Below are 15,923 nucleotides of genomic sequence, written 5' to 3' on the forward strand. Positions count from 1 at the left end.
ACGCGTGTGGATAACTTGCTGCTTGGGCGATACAATGGCCGGTCATTCATCAACGGGATGGTGAGGTCGCGTGTCGGTCGCTCTTTGGCAACAATGTTTGGATTTTTTGCAGGACGAGCTCAGCTCGCAGCAGTTCAACACCTGGATTCGCCCTCTTCAGGCGGAGCAGGGGGAATCCAACGAACTCTGCCTGTTGGCGCCCAACCGTTTCGTACGGGATTGGGTTAGCGACAAGTACATCAAGCGAATCAATGAACTACTACGCGAGCTGGCGCCCACCAAGCCGCCCAAGGTAACCCTTGTCGTGGGCAGTCGGCGTGCTGCGCCTAGCCCACAGCCGCGAGAACTGGGTAACCCGGTCTCTGCCACCCCACGTCAGCCCGCGGCACCGGCGGTGCATACCCCGCCACGTGGAGATCTGGCCGACGAGCGCGAGATCGAGGCGTCCACCGAGGCGTCGACCCGCGGCGGCTCCTCACGCGGTGGCGAGCGGCAGGTTCAGGTCGAAGGCAGTCTCAAGCACCAGAGCGGCCTCAATCCCAACTTTACCTTCGACACCTTTGTCGAGGGCAAATCGAACCAGCTGGCTCGAGCGGCCTCCCGCCAGGTCTCGGAAAATCCGGGGGGCGCCTATAACCCGCTATTTCTCTACGGCGGGGTTGGCCTGGGTAAGACGCACTTGATGCATGCGGTGGGCAATGCGCTGGCCACTCGCCGCGACAACGCCAAGGTCGTCTATCTGCATTCCGAGCGCTTCGTGGCCGATATGGTCAAGGCGCTGCAGCTCAATGCCATCAACGACTTCAAGCGTTTCTATCGCAGTGTCGACGCGCTGCTGATCGATGATATCCAGTTCTTCGCCGGCAAGGAGCGCTCCCAGGAGGAATTTTTCCATACCTTCAATGCGCTGCTCGAAGGTGGCCAGCAGATGATCCTGACTTCTGATAGATACCCTAAAGAAATCAATGGGGTAGAGGAGCGGCTCAAGTCCCGTTTTGGCTGGGGATTGACCGTGGCCATCGAGCCGCCGGAGCTCGAGACGCGGGTGGCGATCCTGATGAAGAAGGCCGACCAGGCCAAGGTCGACTTGCCCCACGATGCCGCCTTCTTCATTGCGCAGAAGATACGTTCCAACGTGCGTGAGCTGGAAGGCGCCTTGAAGAAGGTGATCGCCGACTCCCACTTCATGGGCAAGACGATCACCCAGGATTTCATTCGCGAGTCGTTGAAAGACCTGCTGGCGCTCCAGGACAAGCAGGTCGGGGTCGACAATATCCAGCGCACCGTCGCGGAGTACTACAAGATCAAGCTGGCGGACCTGCTCTCCAAGCGTCGCTCGCGCTCGGTGGCGCGACCGCGTCAGGTGGCCATGGCGCTGGCCAAGGAGTTGACCAACCATAGCTTGCCGGAAATTGGCGATGCCTTCGGCGGGCGCGATCACACGACGGTGCTGCACGCTTGTCGCAAGGTGCAATCTCTCAAGGAAGAAAGCGCGGATATCCGCGAGGACTACAAGAACCTGCTGCGATTGCTGACCAGCTGATCGCGGCGATGCAAGCCATTGAAACTCAGGATAAGAGTGGAGCCTCCATGAAATTTTCCATCTCCCGTGAAGCCTTGCTGCGCCCTTTGACGCTGGTCGCCGGCGTGGTCGAACGGCGTCAGACGCTGCCGGTGCTTTCCAACGTGCTGATTCAGGCCAGTGCCGACGAGCTATCTCTGACGGGGACCGATCTCGAAGTCGAATTGATCGGACGTACGGTCCCCTCTCAGGTTGAGCAGCCGGGGGCTGCAACGGTGCCGGCGCGCAAGCTGATGGACATCTGCAAATCGCTGCCCGAGCAGGCTGAGATCAGCCTTGCGCTGGAAGAGGGGCGCGCCGTGCTGCGTAGCGGCCGGTCGCGCTTCACCCTGTCGACGCTGCCAGTCGCGGAATTCCCCAATATCGAGGAGAGCCAGGGGAGCGTAGAGTTGAGTTTGCCGCGCGGCACCCTCAAGCACCTGATCGATGCTACCTCGTTTGCCATGGCCCAGCAGGACGTTCGTTATTACCTGAATGGCATGCTGCTCGAGCTGCGTTCCAACCTGGTGCGCACCGTAGCCACCGATGGCCACCGCCTGGCCGTCTGTTCGCGCCCGGTGGAGATCAGCGTCGAGCCGGCCCAGAAACTGATCGTGCCGCGCAAGGGCATCCTCGAGCTGGTGCGACTGCTCGATGACAGCGATGAGCCGGTGAGTCTTACCCTGGGTGCCAGCCATGTGCGTGCCCATACCGGTGACTTCACCTTCACGTCCAAGCTGGTCGATGGCAAGTTCCCCGACTATGAGCGGGTAGTGCCACGTGGCGGCGATAAGGTATTCATCGCCGAGCGGGCCGAACTTCGCCAGGTGCTATCGCGCACATCGATTCTTTCCAACGAGAAGTATCGCGGCGTGCGCTTGCATCTGGAAGAGGGCAACCTGCGCGTCATGGCTAACAATCCAGAGCAGGAAGAGGCCGAGGAGAATGTCGCCGTCGAATACAGCGGCGCGGCCATGGAGATCGGCTTCAATGTCGGCTATCTGATCGATGTACTCGGCGTGCTCGATGAGGATCGCGTGCAGATGACCCTGGCCGACCCCAACAGCAGTGCGCTGATGGAAGAGCCGGGTGGTGGCGACGCCATGTATGTCGTCATGCCGATGCGCCTCTAGGTCCGGACCCACGTCGACCACATGCCGATAGATCGCCTCGCCTTCCAGGGGCTGCGCAACCTGGCGCCCCTGGATATGCGTCCGCAGCCGGGTATCAATCTGTTATTGGGTGCCAATGGCAGTGGCAAGACCAGCCTGCTCGAAGGCATCCACGTGCTCGGTATGGGGCGCTCCTTTCGTACCCAGCAGCTCAAGCATGCCATTGCCCACGATGCCGATTCGCTGACGCTGCATGCACGCATCGCCGGTGATCCTCCGCTGCCGTTAGGGGTTCGTCGCCAACGCAGCGGTAGTGAGCTAGAAATGCGCATGGCCGGTGAGCGCGTGGCGCGGGTAGCACAGATGGTGGATGCCCTGCCATTGCAGCTGATCAACCCAGATGCATTTCGCCTGCTCGAGGGTTCTCCCTCTTCGCGCCGAGAGTTTCTCGATTGGGGTGTGTTTCACGTGAAACACGACTTCTTCGAGGTCTGGAAGGGTGTCAGGCGAGCACTGAAACATCGGAATGCCCTATTGAGGCATGATAGAATGGATGGTCGATCCCTGGCTGTTTGGGAGCATGAGCTGGCGCAATGGGGTGAACGACTCGATACCCTGCGCAGCGACTATATGACCGCCTTCGTGCCCGTTTTCGAGGAGACGCTGGCAGCCCTGCTGCCGCTCCCCGGACTGTCACTGCGCTACTCTCGGGGCTGGGATCGGCAACGCTCCTTGGCCGAGGTGCTCGAACAGGCCAGGGGTAGTGACCGCCAGATGGGGTTTACTCAGCAGGGGCCTCAGCGAGCCGATCTTCGTCTTAGGCTCGAGCGCCGGCCGGCGGTGGAGGTGCTGTCGCGGGGACAGCAGAAGCTGGTTGTCAGCGCCCTGAAGTTGGCCCAAGGGCGCCTGCTGGAACATCAGACGGGACGTCGCTGCCTGTACCTGATCGATGATCTGCCAGCAGAGCTCGATGCACGTCATCAACAAGTATTTTGTCAGTGGTTGGAGGCGATGCAGTGTCAGGCCTTCATCACCAGCGTAGAGCCTCAGGCACTGCACGGCGCCTGGCAACCGGAAACGCCGCTGGGTGTGTTTCACGTGAAACATGGCAAGATCGACCCGGATGGTTCGGTGGTATTGAGTCACGGAACGAAAGACTTCACGACGGAGTAGTCAATGAGCGAACAAGCTTACGACTCATCGAGCATCAAGGTCCTGAAGGGCCTGGATGCGGTACGCAAGCGTCCCGGCATGTATATCGGTGACACCGACGACGGCACGGGGCTGCACCATATGGTGTTCGAGCTGGTGGACAACTCCATCGATGAAGCTCTGGCAGGTTACTGCAGCGAGATTCGTGTCATCATCCACCCGGACGAAACGATCACCGTAAGCGACAACGGACGCGGTGTCCCCACGGATATCCATGAAGAGGAAGGCGTGTCCGCTGCCGAAGTCATCATGACCGTGCTTCACGCCGGCGGCAAGTTCGATGACAACTCCTATAAGGTGTCAGGCGGCCTTCACGGCGTAGGCGTGTCGGTGGTCAACGCCCTCTCGGAAGAGCTCAAGTTGACGATCTGGCGTGCCGGACTGGTGCATGAGCAGATCTATCATCACGGGGTGCCCGAAGCGCCGCTGGGTGTCGTAGGCAAGACAGAAAAATCAGGTACCCGGGTGCACTTCCGGCCGTCGCCCGATACCTTCGGCAATATCGAGTTTCACTACGATATTCTCGCCAAGCGATTGAGAGAGCTCTCTTTTCTCAATTCCGGCGTTGCCATTCGGTTGCTCGACGAGCGCAGTGGCAAAGAAGAACTGTTCCACTACGAGGGCGGGCTGCGGGCCTTTGTCGACCACCTCAACACCAACAAGACGCCGCTGAATCCTGTGTTCCACTTCAGCGCCGAGCGCGAGGATGGCGTTGGCGTCGAGGTGGCAATGCAGTGGAACGACACCTTCGCCGAGAATATTTTCTGTTATACCAATAATATTCCTCAGCGCGATGGTGGTACCCACCTGGCAGGCTTTCGCGCCTCCCTGACCCGAACCTTGAATAATTACATCGAGGCGGAAGGGCTGCTCAAGAAAGCCAAGGTCAATACCGCCGGAGATGACGCCCGTGAAGGCTTGACGGCGATTATCTCGGTCAAGGTGCCCGACCCCAAGTTCTCGTCGCAGACAAAAGAGAAGCTGGTCTCTTCTGAGGTCAAGACGGCGGTAGAACAGGAAATGGGCCGTTTGTTTGCCGAATATCTGGTGGAAAAGCCCAACGAAGCCAAGGCGATCGTCAACAAGATGCTCGAAGCGGCGCGCGCTCGTGAAGCGGCGCGCAAGGCGCGTGATATGACACGGCGCAAGGGCGCCCTGGATATCGCGGGCCTGCCCGGCAAGCTGGCCGACTGTCAGGAGAAGGATCCTAGCCTCTCCGAGCTCTACCTGGTCGAGGGTGACTCGGCGGGGGGCAGCGCCAAGCAGGGTCGTGACCGCCGTACCCAGGCCATCCTGCCGCTCAAGGGCAAGATCCTCAACGTGGAAAAGGCTCGCTTCGACAAGATGTTGTCGTCAGCAGAGGTGGGCACACTGATTACCGCACTTGGTTGCGGCATTGGGCGTGAAGAGTTCAATCCGGATAAGCTGCGCTATCATTCGATCATCATCATGACCGATGCCGATGTCGATGGCTCGCATATCCGCACCCTGCTGCTGACCTTCTTCTTCCGCCAGATGTCCCAGCTGATCGAGCGCGGCCACGTCTTCATTGCCCAGCCGCCGCTCTACAAGATCAAGCGAGGTAAGCAGGAGAGCTATCTCAAGGATGAACAGGCACTGATCGATTACCTGACCACCACCGCCCTGGATGGCGCGCGTCTCTACGTGAACGCCGATGCGCCGGGGATCGCAGGTGAACAGCTCGAGACGCTGGTCAACCAGTACCGTGACGTCATGAAGCGAATCGATCGGCTGTCGCGGGTCTATCCGAGCGAAGTCCTGCGCAAGATCGTGCATGCCGCCACCCTGGAGGCTGAAGCCAGCCTCAAGGATCGCGTCACCATGCAGCACTGGATCGAGTTCCTCCAGCAAGAAATGGACGATCTGGTGGCCTATCAGGGTGGTCCACGCTACACCTTCGAACTGCAAGAGGACACTGAGCGCGGCTTCTTCCTGCCTGCTGTCTCCTTGGCTGCGCATGGCGTGACGACGGACTACGTCTGGGGTGTGGATTTTTTCCGTAGCGCAGACTATCGCGCCATGGCCAAGCTTGGCGAAACGCTCAACGGCCTGCTGGACGAAGGTGCCTATGTGGCGCGTGGTGAGCGTCAACAGCCGGTGACGACCTTTTACGAAGCGCTCGAATGGCTGATGAAGGAGGCTCAGCGCGGCTTCTCCATCCAGCGCTACAAGGGGCTGGGGGAGATGAACCCGGATCAGCTGTGGGATACCACCATGAATCCGGAGACGCGGCGTATGCTGCGAGTCTCGATCGAGGATGCGGTGGCCGCTGACATGATGTTCAACACCCTGATGGGGGATGAAGTCGAGCCGCGTCGCGATTTCATCGAGCGCTTCGCGCTGGTGGCCAACCTCGACGTGTGATGTTTCACGTGGAACATGCGGGTTAGCGCCAAGCGCCAAGCCAAAGCCTCGACATTCTAGGGAATGTCGGGGCTTTTTTATCGTCGCAAGGGTGCTGCTATGTGCTTACTGCGCGTCTAGCAACCAGTCAGCGAAGCCGCTCAGGTCATCGAAGATCTGTGTTTGAGCTTCTGGAGAAGTGAGTTCCGGATGCTTGGCCAGGGTGCGCTCGCCCTTGCCCGTGCGAACCAGCACGGACCGGCAGCCCATGGATTCGCCGGCCTGGAGGTCGCGCAGGCTGTCGCCAACCATCCAGCTGCCCTTAAGGTCAGGCATGTGCAATGCCGTGCGGATTTGCTCGAGTAGGCCGGGGAGCGGCTTGCGGCAATCACAGTTATCCGCAGGTGAGTGTGGGCAGTAGGCGAGATGCGCTAACTCGCCGCCAGCGTCGGCCACCAAGGATTGCAGATGCTCATGCATGCTGGCCAGCGTGGCGTGGTCATAGTAGCCCCGCGCGATACCCGATTGGTTGGTGGCGACCGCGACGGTCCAGCCGGCGCGACACAGCCGGCCTATCGCATGGATAGCGCTGGGGTAGGGCAGGAACTCCTCCAGCGATTTCACATAGTCATCGGAGTCGCGGTTGATGACACCGTCGCGATCAAGAATTATCAGGCGGTCTGCTCTCGGCATGAGGATCCTGCTGTGTGCACGGCTGGGGAGTGAACGCAGAGTGTTTCACGTGGAACATCACCTGCCAAGTCCGCTCAGCGGCTCCCACGTCGTGTCGGGTTCGGCTGAGCCATGCCGTACAGCGCGGCATGTTCCACGTGAAACATTGGGCCGACTGCGAACGACTGGGCATAGAAAAGGGCCGGCGAGGGCAACTCGCCGGCCCTTGGGGGCTAGTGAATAGGGCTACTGCTGGAGTTCGGTGATATCCGCCACTTCCAGGAACAGGGACTGCAGTCCAGCCAGCAGCGCCAGGCGGTTATGGCGTACCGCAGGGTCCTCGGCCATCACCATTACCTGATCGAAGAAGGCGTCCACCGGCTCACGGAGGGTAGCCAGGCGATCCAGGGCGGCGCTGTAGTCGGCGGCCTGGAACAGCGGGGCGACCTCTTCGCGGCGCGCTGCGAGTGCCCGATGCAGGGCCTGCTCAGCATCCTCGTGCAGCAGCTGAGCGTCCACGCTGGTGCTACCGTCATGGTCCTGCTTGGCGAGGATATTCGAGACTCGCTTGTTGGCAGCGGCCAGAGCGGCAGCCTCATCGCGTGCGGTGAAGCCGTGTACGGCGCGCATGCGGCGGGCGAAGTCGAGTGGCTTGGTGACTGGGCGAACACGTACCGCCAGGTAGCTCTCGACCGAGATGCCTTCGTCCTGGGCCCAGGCACGGAAGCGATCGAGCATGTAGGCCAGCACGTCATCGACCAGCCCGTCGACCTTGGGCAGCTGCTGATGCTGTTCGACGGCCAGATTCAGTAGCTCACGAAGGTCGAGGTCGAGCTCGCCCTTGACCATGATGTTGAGGACACCGATGGCGGCGCGGCGCAGGGCAAACGGGTCCTTGGCGCCGGTGGGGCGCTGGCCGATACCGAAGATGCCGGTAAGGGTGTCGAGCCGATCGGCCAGTGCCAGTGCCAGGCCGGTACGCGACCGGGGGATCTCGTCAGTGGCAAAACGCGGCAGGTATTGCTCATAAAGCGCTTGAGCGACCTCCTCGGGCTCGCCGTCCTGGCGCGCATAGTAACAGCCCATGATGCCCTGCAGTTCCGGGAATTCGAGCACCATCTCGGTGACCAGGTCGCACTTGGCGAGCAGGGCGGCGCGCTCTGCGTGGGCGCTGCTACCGCCAATTCGTTCGGCGATGGCGTGTGCCACGATGGCACTGCGGCGGGCCTTGTCGGCCAGCGAGCCGAGTTGTTGCTGAAAGACCACGCTGGTGAGCCCGGCCTGACGTTCCGCGAGAGGCGTCTTGCGGTCGATATCATAGAAGAAGGCGGCGTCGGCCAGGCGCGGACGGATGACCTTCTCATTACCGTCGATCACCCGCTCGGGTTCATGGCTTTCGATATTGGCGATGGTGATGAACAGCGGCTTGAGCTTGCCGTGGTCATCGAGCAGGTGGAAGTACTTCTGGTTGGCCTTCATCGAGGAGATCAGACACTCCGGCGGCACCTCGAGGAAGCGTTCATCGAAGCTACCGGTAAGGGCCACCGGCCACTCTACCAGGCCGCTGACCTCGGTGAGCAGCGTCTCGTCGATGACCGCCTGGGCATCCTGCACCTCGGCTTCGGCGAGGACCTGCTCGCGAATGCGCTCGCGACGACGCTGGCGGTCGGCCAGCACGTAGGCGTTCTCCAGTGCGTCGAGGTAGTCATCGGGGTGGGTCAGCGAGATGGCTCCCGGGGCATGGAAGCGGTGGCCGTAGGTGATGCGGTCGGCACTCAGGCCCAGGGTCTCGGCCTCGATCACGCGATCGCCGTAGAGCATGACCAGCCAGTGCACCGGGCGTGAAAACTCGATACGCGACCCGCCCCAGCGCATGTTCTTGGGTACCGGCAAGCTTGTCACGGCCTTGTTGACGATACCCGGCAACAGCCGTTCGATGCTCTCGCCCTGCTGCTGTTCACGGAAGCCGAGCCAGGTGCCCTTATCGGTCTCGAGATGAATCAGGTCGCTGACCTCGACGCCGCAGGAGCGCGCGAAGCCTTGTGCCGCCTTGGTGGGCGCGCCGTCCTTGAAGGCCGCAGCGAGTGCTGGCCCGCGGCGCTCGACCTGACGGTCGGGCTGCTTGTCGGCCAGCTCGTGAATATGCACCGCGAGGCGCCGCGGCGTGGCGTAGGCGGTGACGCGGGAGAAGCTGACCTCGGCGTCGCTCAAGCCCTGGCGGATGCCCTCGGCGAGCGCATCGGAGAGGCGGTCGATGGCCGCGGGTGGTAGTTCCTCGACGCCGAGTTCAACCAGTAACGGGTGAAAAGCCATGCTCATGCATCTCCCTGTTTGTCGGCGGCTGTGGTGTCGAGCAGCTCGCGGCGAAGCTCATCCGGGGCCATGGGGAAGCCGGCGGCCCGGCGTGATTCATAGTAGGCGTGGGCCACGTCACGGGCCATGGTGCGAACACGCAGGATGAAGCGCTGGCGTTCGGTGACCGAGATGGCGTGGCGCGCATCGAGCAGGTTGAAGGTGTGCGAAGCCTTGAGCACCATCTCATAGGCGGGCAGCGGCAGGCCGGCCTCGAGCAGCTTGCTGCACTCGCGCTCCTGGTGGTCGAAGGCGTCGAACAGCGCCGGTACGTCGGCATGCTCGAAGTTGTAGGCCGATTGCTCGCGCTCGTTCTGCAGGTAGACGTCGCCATAGGTGACCTTGCTGCCGTCGGGGGCGTGGGTCCAGACCAGGTCATAGACACTGTCGACGTCCTGCAGGTACATGGCAATGCGTTCCAGGCCGTAGGTCAGCTCACCGGTGACGGGGTAGCACTCGATGCCGCCGGCCTGCTGGAAGTAGGTGAACTGGGTGACCTCCATGCCGTTGAGCCAGATTTCCCAGCCCAGGCCCCAGGCGCCAAGCGTGGGCGACTCCCAGTTATCCTCGACGAAGCGGATATCATGGACCAGCGGGTCGATACCCAGGCGCGCGAGGGAACCCAGGTAGAGGTCCTGGAAGTCAGAGGGGGAGGGTTTCATGACCACCTGGAACTGATAGTAGTGCTGCAGGCGGTTGGGGTTCTCGCCATAGCGCCCGTCGGTGGGGCGGCGCGAGGGCTGAACGTAGGCGGCGTTCCAGGTCTCGGGACCAATGGCGCGCAGGAAAGTGGCCGGATGAAAGGTGCCGGCACCGACTTCCATGTCCAGCGGCTGCATGATCACGCAGCCGTGTTCGGCCCAGTATTGCTGCAGGGCAAGGATCAGGCCCTGGAAGGTTGTCACGTCTGGCGTCGACTGTGTCATTGCTGATGCACCGTTGGCCCATGAATTCAAGAACCGCCAAGTATACAATTACCAGCGAATCGGTTATAGGCGCGGTGCAGGAATGTCGGCCTGGCCATCGGTCCGTGGCCTGCCTCCGGCAGGCGCGGCAACCAAGAGGATAGACACATGATCGTAGTCACGGGCGGCGCCGGGTTCATCGGCGCCAATCTGGTCAAGGCGCTGAACGCGCGCGGCCGCAACGATGTGCTGGTGGTCGATGACCTGAGCGACGGCACCAAGTTCGTCAACCTGGCCGACTGCACCCTGGGGGACTACCTCGACAAGGACGATTTCCTGATGCGCGTCGAGGCGGCGCTGCGCGGTGAAGAGGCCGGCTTGCCGAACATCGAGGCGATCTTTCACGAAGGCGCCTGCTCGGATACCACCGAGTGGGATGGCCGCTTCATGCTCGAGAACAACTTCGAGTACTCCAAGGTGCTGCTGCACTACTGCCAGCACAAGGGCATACCCTTCCTGTACGCCTCTTCGGCGGCGACCTATGGCGGCAGCGAGGTGTTCGTCGAGGCCCCCGAGCACGAGCGGCCGCTCAACGTCTACGGCTACTCGAAGCTGCTCTTCGACCAGTACGTGCGGGCGCGCTGGGAGCAGTTCTCGAGCCAGGTGGTGGGCTTTCGCTACTTCAATGTCTACGGGCCCCGCGAGCAGCACAAGGGCAAGATGGCCAGCGTCGCCTATCACCACCACACCCAGGTGCAGGCCGGCGAGAACCCCAAGCTGTTCGGCGCCTGGGACGGCTATGCCGCCGGCATGCAGAGCCGGGATTTCGTGTATGTCGGCGACGTGGTCGACGTCAATCTGTGGTTCCTCGACCACCCTGAGCAGTCGGGCATCTTCAACCTCGGCAGCGGCCGCGCCGAGCCGTTCAAGGCCATCGCCGAGAGCGTGATCGACTACTACGGGCGTGGCGATATCGATTACATCGACTTTCCCGACGAACTCAAGGGGCGCTATCAGAGCTACACCCGCGCCGATATCTCGCGGCTGCGGGCCGCTGGCTACTCCCACGACTTCAAGACCGTGGCCGAGGGCGTGCAGGCCTATCTGGAGTGGCTGAATGGCTGATGCCGGCGAGCGGATCCTGGTCGTGGGACCCTCCTGGATCGGCGATATGGTGATGGCCCAGAGCCTGCTGATGACCCTCAAGGCGCGCCACCCCGACTGCTATATCGGGGTGGTGGCGCCGGCCTGGTCGTTGCCGATGCTGGCACGGATGGCCGAAGTCGACGAGGCGGTTCCCCTCGAGGTGGGGCACGGAGAGTTTGGCTGGCAGGTGCGACGCCGGGTGGCGGTGACGCTGCGAGGTCGCTTCGATCGCGCCATCGTGCTGCCGCGCTCGTGGAAGTCGGCGCTGGTACCGTTCCTGGCGCGAGTGCCGGTGCGCCTCGGTTTCACCGGCGAGCAGCGGCTGGTGCTGCTCAATCAGCGTCGCCCCCTCGACAAGCTGCGGCTCGACCAGACCGTCAAGCGCTTCGTCTCGCTGGGCTTGCCGGTCGCTGAGGCGGCCGGCGGTGAGTTTGCGATCCCCCATCCGCGGCTGGCGGTGGACGCCGATAACCTGGTTGAGCTGCGTCTGCGCCTGGGGCTGTCGTCACGCCCGGCGATCGGCATGATGCCGGGGGCCGAATACGGTCCGGCCAAGCAGTGGCCACCGGCGTATTTCCGGGAGCTGGCCCTGTGGTTGGTGGAAGCCGGCTTCGAGGTGCGGGTGCTGGGTGGCCCCAAGGACGTCGAGGACGGCGAGCATATCGCCGCTGGCCTGGAGCACGTGCACAACCTGTGCGGCAAGACGCGTCTGGCCGATGCCGTGGACCTGCTCGCCGACTGCCAGCAGGTGGTGACCAATGACTCGGGGCTGATGCACGTTGCCGCGGCGGTAGGCACCCGGGTGCATGCGCTCTACGGCTCCTCGTCGCCGGCCTTCACGCCGCCGCTGAGCGCTCGCGCGCATATCCACCGCCTGGGGCTGTCGTGCTCGCCGTGCTTCGCCAGGGTCTGCCCGCTGGGCCACACCAACTGCCTCAACCAGTTGGTGCCGCAGCAGATCTTCGCGGCGCTGACCGAGCCCGCCTAGAGCACCGGCGGCAGCTGCTCCTCCTCCTCGCTGAGGCCCTCCTGCTCTTCCTGGCGGGTCGGCGCCAGGCCGTCCCACAGCCTCAGCTGCAGCTCACGCTCTTCGCGCAGCTTGGTGTTGATCAGTTGCAACTGGTGGCGTTCGAGCAGCGTCTGCACCGGCGACAGCAGCGAGGCGCCGAGGCCGGCGCGATGCTGGTGAATCTCGAAGCCCATGGCTTCGAGGATGGTCGGGAAAACGTCGACCATCGATGACTCGCGCTCGATGCGCTGTGGCTCCAGGTCGTTGCCGAGCAGCATGAAGGTGTTGTCGCGGGGGCTGGCGATCAGCTCATCCCAGGCCGAAACGCGCATGGTCAGGTGGTCGCTGGCGATGACCACCAGGGTGTTGTCGAGCAGTTCCTCGGCAGCCAGATCGTCGAGCAGCTCGCGGGTCAGCCAGGCGTTGCACTCCACCGAGTAGAGGATGTCGACGCCGTCGAATTCACCCTGGCGGTCGAGGCAGCGCTGGGCCGGATGACCGTAGGGCGCGTGGCCGCCGATGGTCAGGGTGGTGAGGTTCCAGGGGGCGTCGCCTGCGGCCAGCTCGCGCACCTCCTCGATGACGAAATCGAACAGGGTATCGTCGTAGAGGCCCCAACTGTTGAGGTACTCCGGGTCCTCCATGCGCGGGGTCAGCTCTTCGCGACCATAGACGGTGTCGTAGCCGTGGCCGTAGTAGAACAACCCTTTGCCGGCGAAGGTCTTGCTGGCGCCGCCCAGGTAGGTCTGCTGGTAGCCCTGCTCGCGGAGCAGGTCGCCGAGGCAGGTCACCCCGGGTACCACCTCGTCGAGGGGTTCGAACTGACGGTCATGAAGCAGGCCCGCGGGCATCAGCGGACTGCCGCACTGGCTGGCGATCATGCCGGCCATGGTCCAGCCGGTGTTATCGAGCTGGCGCACGCCCTCGAAGACCTTGGCATCCTCGCCGATGGCGTCGAGGTCGGCGTAGGCGTCGCCGAAACGCTCGCGGTCGGCGTAGGTGCGCTCGATGCTCTCCAGATAGATCAGCAGCAGATTGGGCGGCGTCTCCGGTGCGCTATGGATCACCGGCTCCACGTAGCGGCGGTCGAGCCAGGCACCGTCCTCGGCGACGATGGCGGCACTGCGCTGGGTGATGCCGTGGAGCAGTGGATTGCTGGCCAGCAGCAGCAGGGCCAGGATGCGTTCGAACAGCCGCCAACGGTGGTCGTGGCGCACCAGCCAGGTGAACGCCACGATGATCAGCACCGCACACAGCGTGGAGAGGATGGCGGCCAACACGCGGCTGGCGCCACCGTGGTCGGTCATCCCCGCCTGGAGATGAAAGTAGATGGCGCCGAGGTCGACGATGCCGAAGCTGGCCGCCAGATAGACATACAGCCACCACAGCAGCAGGGGGGCCAGCGACCAGGGAATTACCGCCTTGGGCGGCCGAGGGCGGCGTGGCGCCCCCCAGCGGAACAGATAGGCTGCGAGCAACCACGCCGCGGCGACCAGGAAGAATGGCCAGGGGCCGAAGGGCAGCAGCGAAGCGGTGGCGTAAGCCAGGCAGCCGCCCAGGAAAATCAGCGTCCACCAGCGGGGCTGGCGTAGCCTGGGGTTGCGAAGTACGGCGGGGGTCATGGCAAGCGCTCGGCAGTGTCTGAGTGCCTTCTAGCTTAGCAAGGCCGGGCCCCCGGTCATATGCTGCCGGCCGCCAGTTTGCCGGGTCCGGCGAGCGGCTCTACACTTGGCGGTTTGCCGACCCGTAAAGGATGCCCCATGACGCTGGCCGCGGTACTGATCGTAAAGAACGAGGCCGACCACCTGGCCGCCTGCCTCGATACCCTGCGCTGGGCCGATGAGCTGGTGGTGCTGGATGCCGGCAGCCAGGATGCCACGCTCGAGATCGCCCGGCGCTACGCCGACAAGAATGCCGACAAGGTCGAGGTCAACGCCGACTGGCAGGGCTTCGGGGTCCAGCGTCAGCGCGCCGAGGCGCTGGTCGAGAGCGACTGGATCCTGATGATCGATGCCGACGAACGGGTTACCCCCGCGCTGCGGGCCAGCATCGAGACGGCGGTGGCCGGGACGCCAGCCATCTATCGTCTGGCGCGCCTGTCCTGGTGCTTCGGCGCCTATATCCGCCATGCCGGCTGGTATCCCGACCGCGTCGCGCGGCTCTATCCGCGTGGCCGCGCGAGCTATGACGGTGCCCTGGTGCATGAGAAGCTCACCAATCCCGAGGGGCTGGCGGTGCGCGACCTCGACGGCGACCTGCTGCACTTCACCTACCGCGACCTGCGTCACTACCTGGAGAAGTCGGCCCATTACGCCCAGGCCTGGGCCGAGCAGCGCGCCGCGCGCGGCAAGCGCGGCAGCCTGGCCGCGGGTATCGGCCACGGCCTGGGCTGTTTCCTGCGCATGTATTTGCTCAAGGCGGGGTTCCTCGATGGCCGCGCCGGACTGCTGCTGGCGCTGCTGTCGGCGCACTCGACCTTCGCCAAGTACGCCGACCTGTGGGTCAGGACCCGGACCGCACCGCCAGACGATCCAGCAGCGCGCTGATACGCAGGGCGGCGTCGTTGAGGTCGATGCGCGACATGTCGCTCTCGCTGTCTTTGCCGGGCGGTGGGCTGAAGGCCAGGCGGCGTTCGGCGGCGTTGCAGGTCTGCCAGCGCAGCGGCGTCGATGAACGCTTGGCCGGATAGAACCCGGCGGTGGCCAGGTTCAGACAGCCGGCCACGTGGAGCGGGCCGGTGGAGCCGGCGATCAGCAGGTCGGCAGCGGCCAGGCCCTGGGCAAAGTCGCGCAGCGAATCGCGCGGCGGAACCAGCTGGGCGTCCAGGCCATGCTCACCCAGCGCGTTGCACAGCGTCTCGGCGGCCTGTTGCTCGCCGGGGCCGAAGGTCAGCAGCCAGTGCGGAGAGGCCTGGGCGTGACGTGCGATGGCGCTGGCCAGGTGGGCGTACTGCTCGAGGTCCAGGTTGACCGCTGAGCCACCGCTGCCCGGGTGCAGGAAGACCCAGGGGCGGGCGAAATCGAGGTCGAGGGTCTGCGCCAGGCGCCGCCGCTCGTCGTCGCGAGTCGCCGGCTCGAGCGGCCAGTAGGGCGGGGCCACCTGAGGCGGGGCGATGCCCAGTCGCGTCAGCAGGGCTTCGGCCAGCTCGAGGTTGTAGGCGTACTCGGGCTTGAGCGAGCGCGACCTGCGCTGGGTCAGGCGATGATTGTAGAATAGCTGCGCCCACTTGGTGGCCGGCGCCAGCCGCAGGGGAATGCCGGCGCGAAAGCCCAGCCAGGCGATACGCGGCGTCGAGAAGAGCGTCAGCAGCGCGTCGAAGCGCGCCGCGCGCAGCTGTTCGAGCAGCTCGCGCTGGGCCTGGCGCGGGGCGTCATCACCGGGGTCGAGGAGCACCGCGTCGATCCACGGGCAGGCCTCGGCCAGGGGGGCGGTATAGGCCGGCACCAGGGCGGTGACATGCAGCGCGGCGTCGGCCTGCTTGAGGCAGGCCAGCGCCGGCCAAGCGAGCATGAAGTCGCCGAGTTTATCGTTACGCACCACCAGAACGCGCCGCGGCGCTGCCTGGGGCGCGGTCATGGGAGAGTCGTCTT

12 protein-coding genes are annotated in these 15,923 nt (G+C 63.8%); 7 read left to right on the top strand and 5 right to left on the bottom strand.

What is annotated here, in order from left to right:
- Nucleotides 1-70: 70 nt before the first annotated feature.
- Genes BWR19_00005 through BWR19_00020 form a run of 4 tightly spaced genes read left to right on the top strand, consistent with a single transcriptional unit; the run spans nt 71 to nt 6,270 of the window.
- Nucleotides 71-1,543 carry a chromosomal replication initiation protein DnaA gene (locus BWR19_00005; GenBank protein APX91465.1) on the top strand — a complete coding sequence of 491 codons (1,473 nt, stop codon included), beginning with the start codon at nt 71-73 and terminating at the stop codon, nt 1,541-1,543.
- 47 nt (nt 1,544-1,590) lie between these two features.
- Nucleotides 1,591-2,694: a DNA polymerase III subunit beta gene (locus tag BWR19_00010; GenBank protein ID APX91466.1), complete on the top strand. Its 1,104-nt coding sequence runs from the start codon at nt 1,591-1,593 to the stop codon at nt 2,692-2,694.
- Between the two features lie 21 nt (nt 2,695-2,715).
- Nucleotides 2,716-3,846: a DNA replication/repair protein RecF gene (locus BWR19_00015; protein APX91467.1), complete on the top strand. Its 1,131-nt coding sequence runs from the start codon at nt 2,716-2,718 to the stop codon at nt 3,844-3,846.
- Between the two features lie 3 nt (nt 3,847-3,849).
- The gene (locus BWR19_00020) at nt 3,850-6,270 is read left to right on the top strand and encodes a DNA topoisomerase (ATP-hydrolyzing) subunit B (protein APX91468.1); all 2,421 of its coding nucleotides are present in this window, start codon (nt 3,850-3,852) and stop codon (nt 6,268-6,270) included.
- 105 nt (nt 6,271-6,375) lie between these two features.
- Here BWR19_00020 and BWR19_00025 read toward each other — a convergent pair whose 3' ends face one another.
- From BWR19_00025 to BWR19_00035, 3 genes are all read right to left on the bottom strand, one after another.
- Nucleotides 6,376-6,942 carry a D-glycero-beta-D-manno-heptose-1,7-bisphosphate 7-phosphatase gene (locus BWR19_00025; protein ID APX91469.1) on the bottom strand — a complete coding sequence of 189 codons (567 nt, stop codon included), beginning with the start codon at nt 6,940-6,942 and terminating at the stop codon, nt 6,376-6,378.
- A gap of 225 nt (nt 6,943-7,167) precedes the next feature.
- Nucleotides 7,168-9,234, bottom strand: coding sequence for a glycine--tRNA ligase subunit beta (locus tag BWR19_00030; protein APX91470.1), 2,067 nt, complete (start codon nt 9,232-9,234; stop codon nt 7,168-7,170).
- Between the two features lie 2 nt (nt 9,235-9,236).
- Nucleotides 9,237-10,199 (bottom strand): glycine--tRNA ligase subunit alpha, encoded by a 963-nt coding sequence (locus BWR19_00035; protein APX91471.1) that lies wholly within the window; start codon nt 10,197-10,199, stop codon nt 9,237-9,239.
- A 147-nt stretch (nt 10,200-10,346) separates the two neighbouring features.
- Between BWR19_00035 and BWR19_00040 the strand changes: the two genes are divergently transcribed.
- Nucleotides 10,347-11,303 carry an ADP-glyceromanno-heptose 6-epimerase gene (locus BWR19_00040; protein ID APX91472.1) on the top strand — a complete coding sequence of 319 codons (957 nt, stop codon included), beginning with the start codon at nt 10,347-10,349 and terminating at the stop codon, nt 11,301-11,303.
- The gene (locus BWR19_00045) at nt 11,296-12,312 is read left to right on the top strand and encodes a lipopolysaccharide heptosyltransferase II (protein ID APX91473.1); all 1,017 of its coding nucleotides are present in this window, start codon (nt 11,296-11,298) and stop codon (nt 12,310-12,312) included. The genes BWR19_00040 and BWR19_00045 overlap by 8 nt, the downstream gene beginning before the upstream one ends.
- On the opposite strand, the gene BWR19_00050 is transcribed toward BWR19_00045, so the two are convergent.
- A complete protein-coding gene (locus BWR19_00050; GenBank protein APX91474.1) occupies nt 12,309-13,955 on the bottom strand; it encodes a phosphatidylglycerol--membrane-oligosaccharide glycerophosphotransferase in 1,647 nt (548 codons plus the stop codon). The genes BWR19_00045 and BWR19_00050 overlap by 4 nt on opposite strands.
- A gap of 138 nt (nt 13,956-14,093) precedes the next feature.
- Here BWR19_00050 and BWR19_00055 point away from each other — a divergent pair, with 138 nt between their 5' ends.
- Nucleotides 14,094-14,879 carry a glycosyltransferase gene (locus BWR19_00055; GenBank protein ID APX91475.1) on the top strand — a complete coding sequence of 262 codons (786 nt, stop codon included), beginning with the start codon at nt 14,094-14,096 and terminating at the stop codon, nt 14,877-14,879.
- Here the strand turns inward: BWR19_00055 and BWR19_00060 are convergent.
- The gene (locus tag BWR19_00060) at nt 14,836-15,909 is read right to left on the bottom strand and encodes a glycosyl transferase (GenBank protein APX91476.1); all 1,074 of its coding nucleotides are present in this window, start codon (nt 15,907-15,909) and stop codon (nt 14,836-14,838) included. The two genes, BWR19_00055 and BWR19_00060, sit on opposite strands and share 44 nt — an antisense overlap.
- Nucleotides 15,910-15,923 lie beyond the last annotated feature (14 nt).

The sequence above is a fragment of the Halomonas sp. 1513 genome (assembly GCA_001971685.1).
Classification (GTDB): Bacteria; Pseudomonadota; Gammaproteobacteria; order Pseudomonadales; family Halomonadaceae; genus Franzmannia.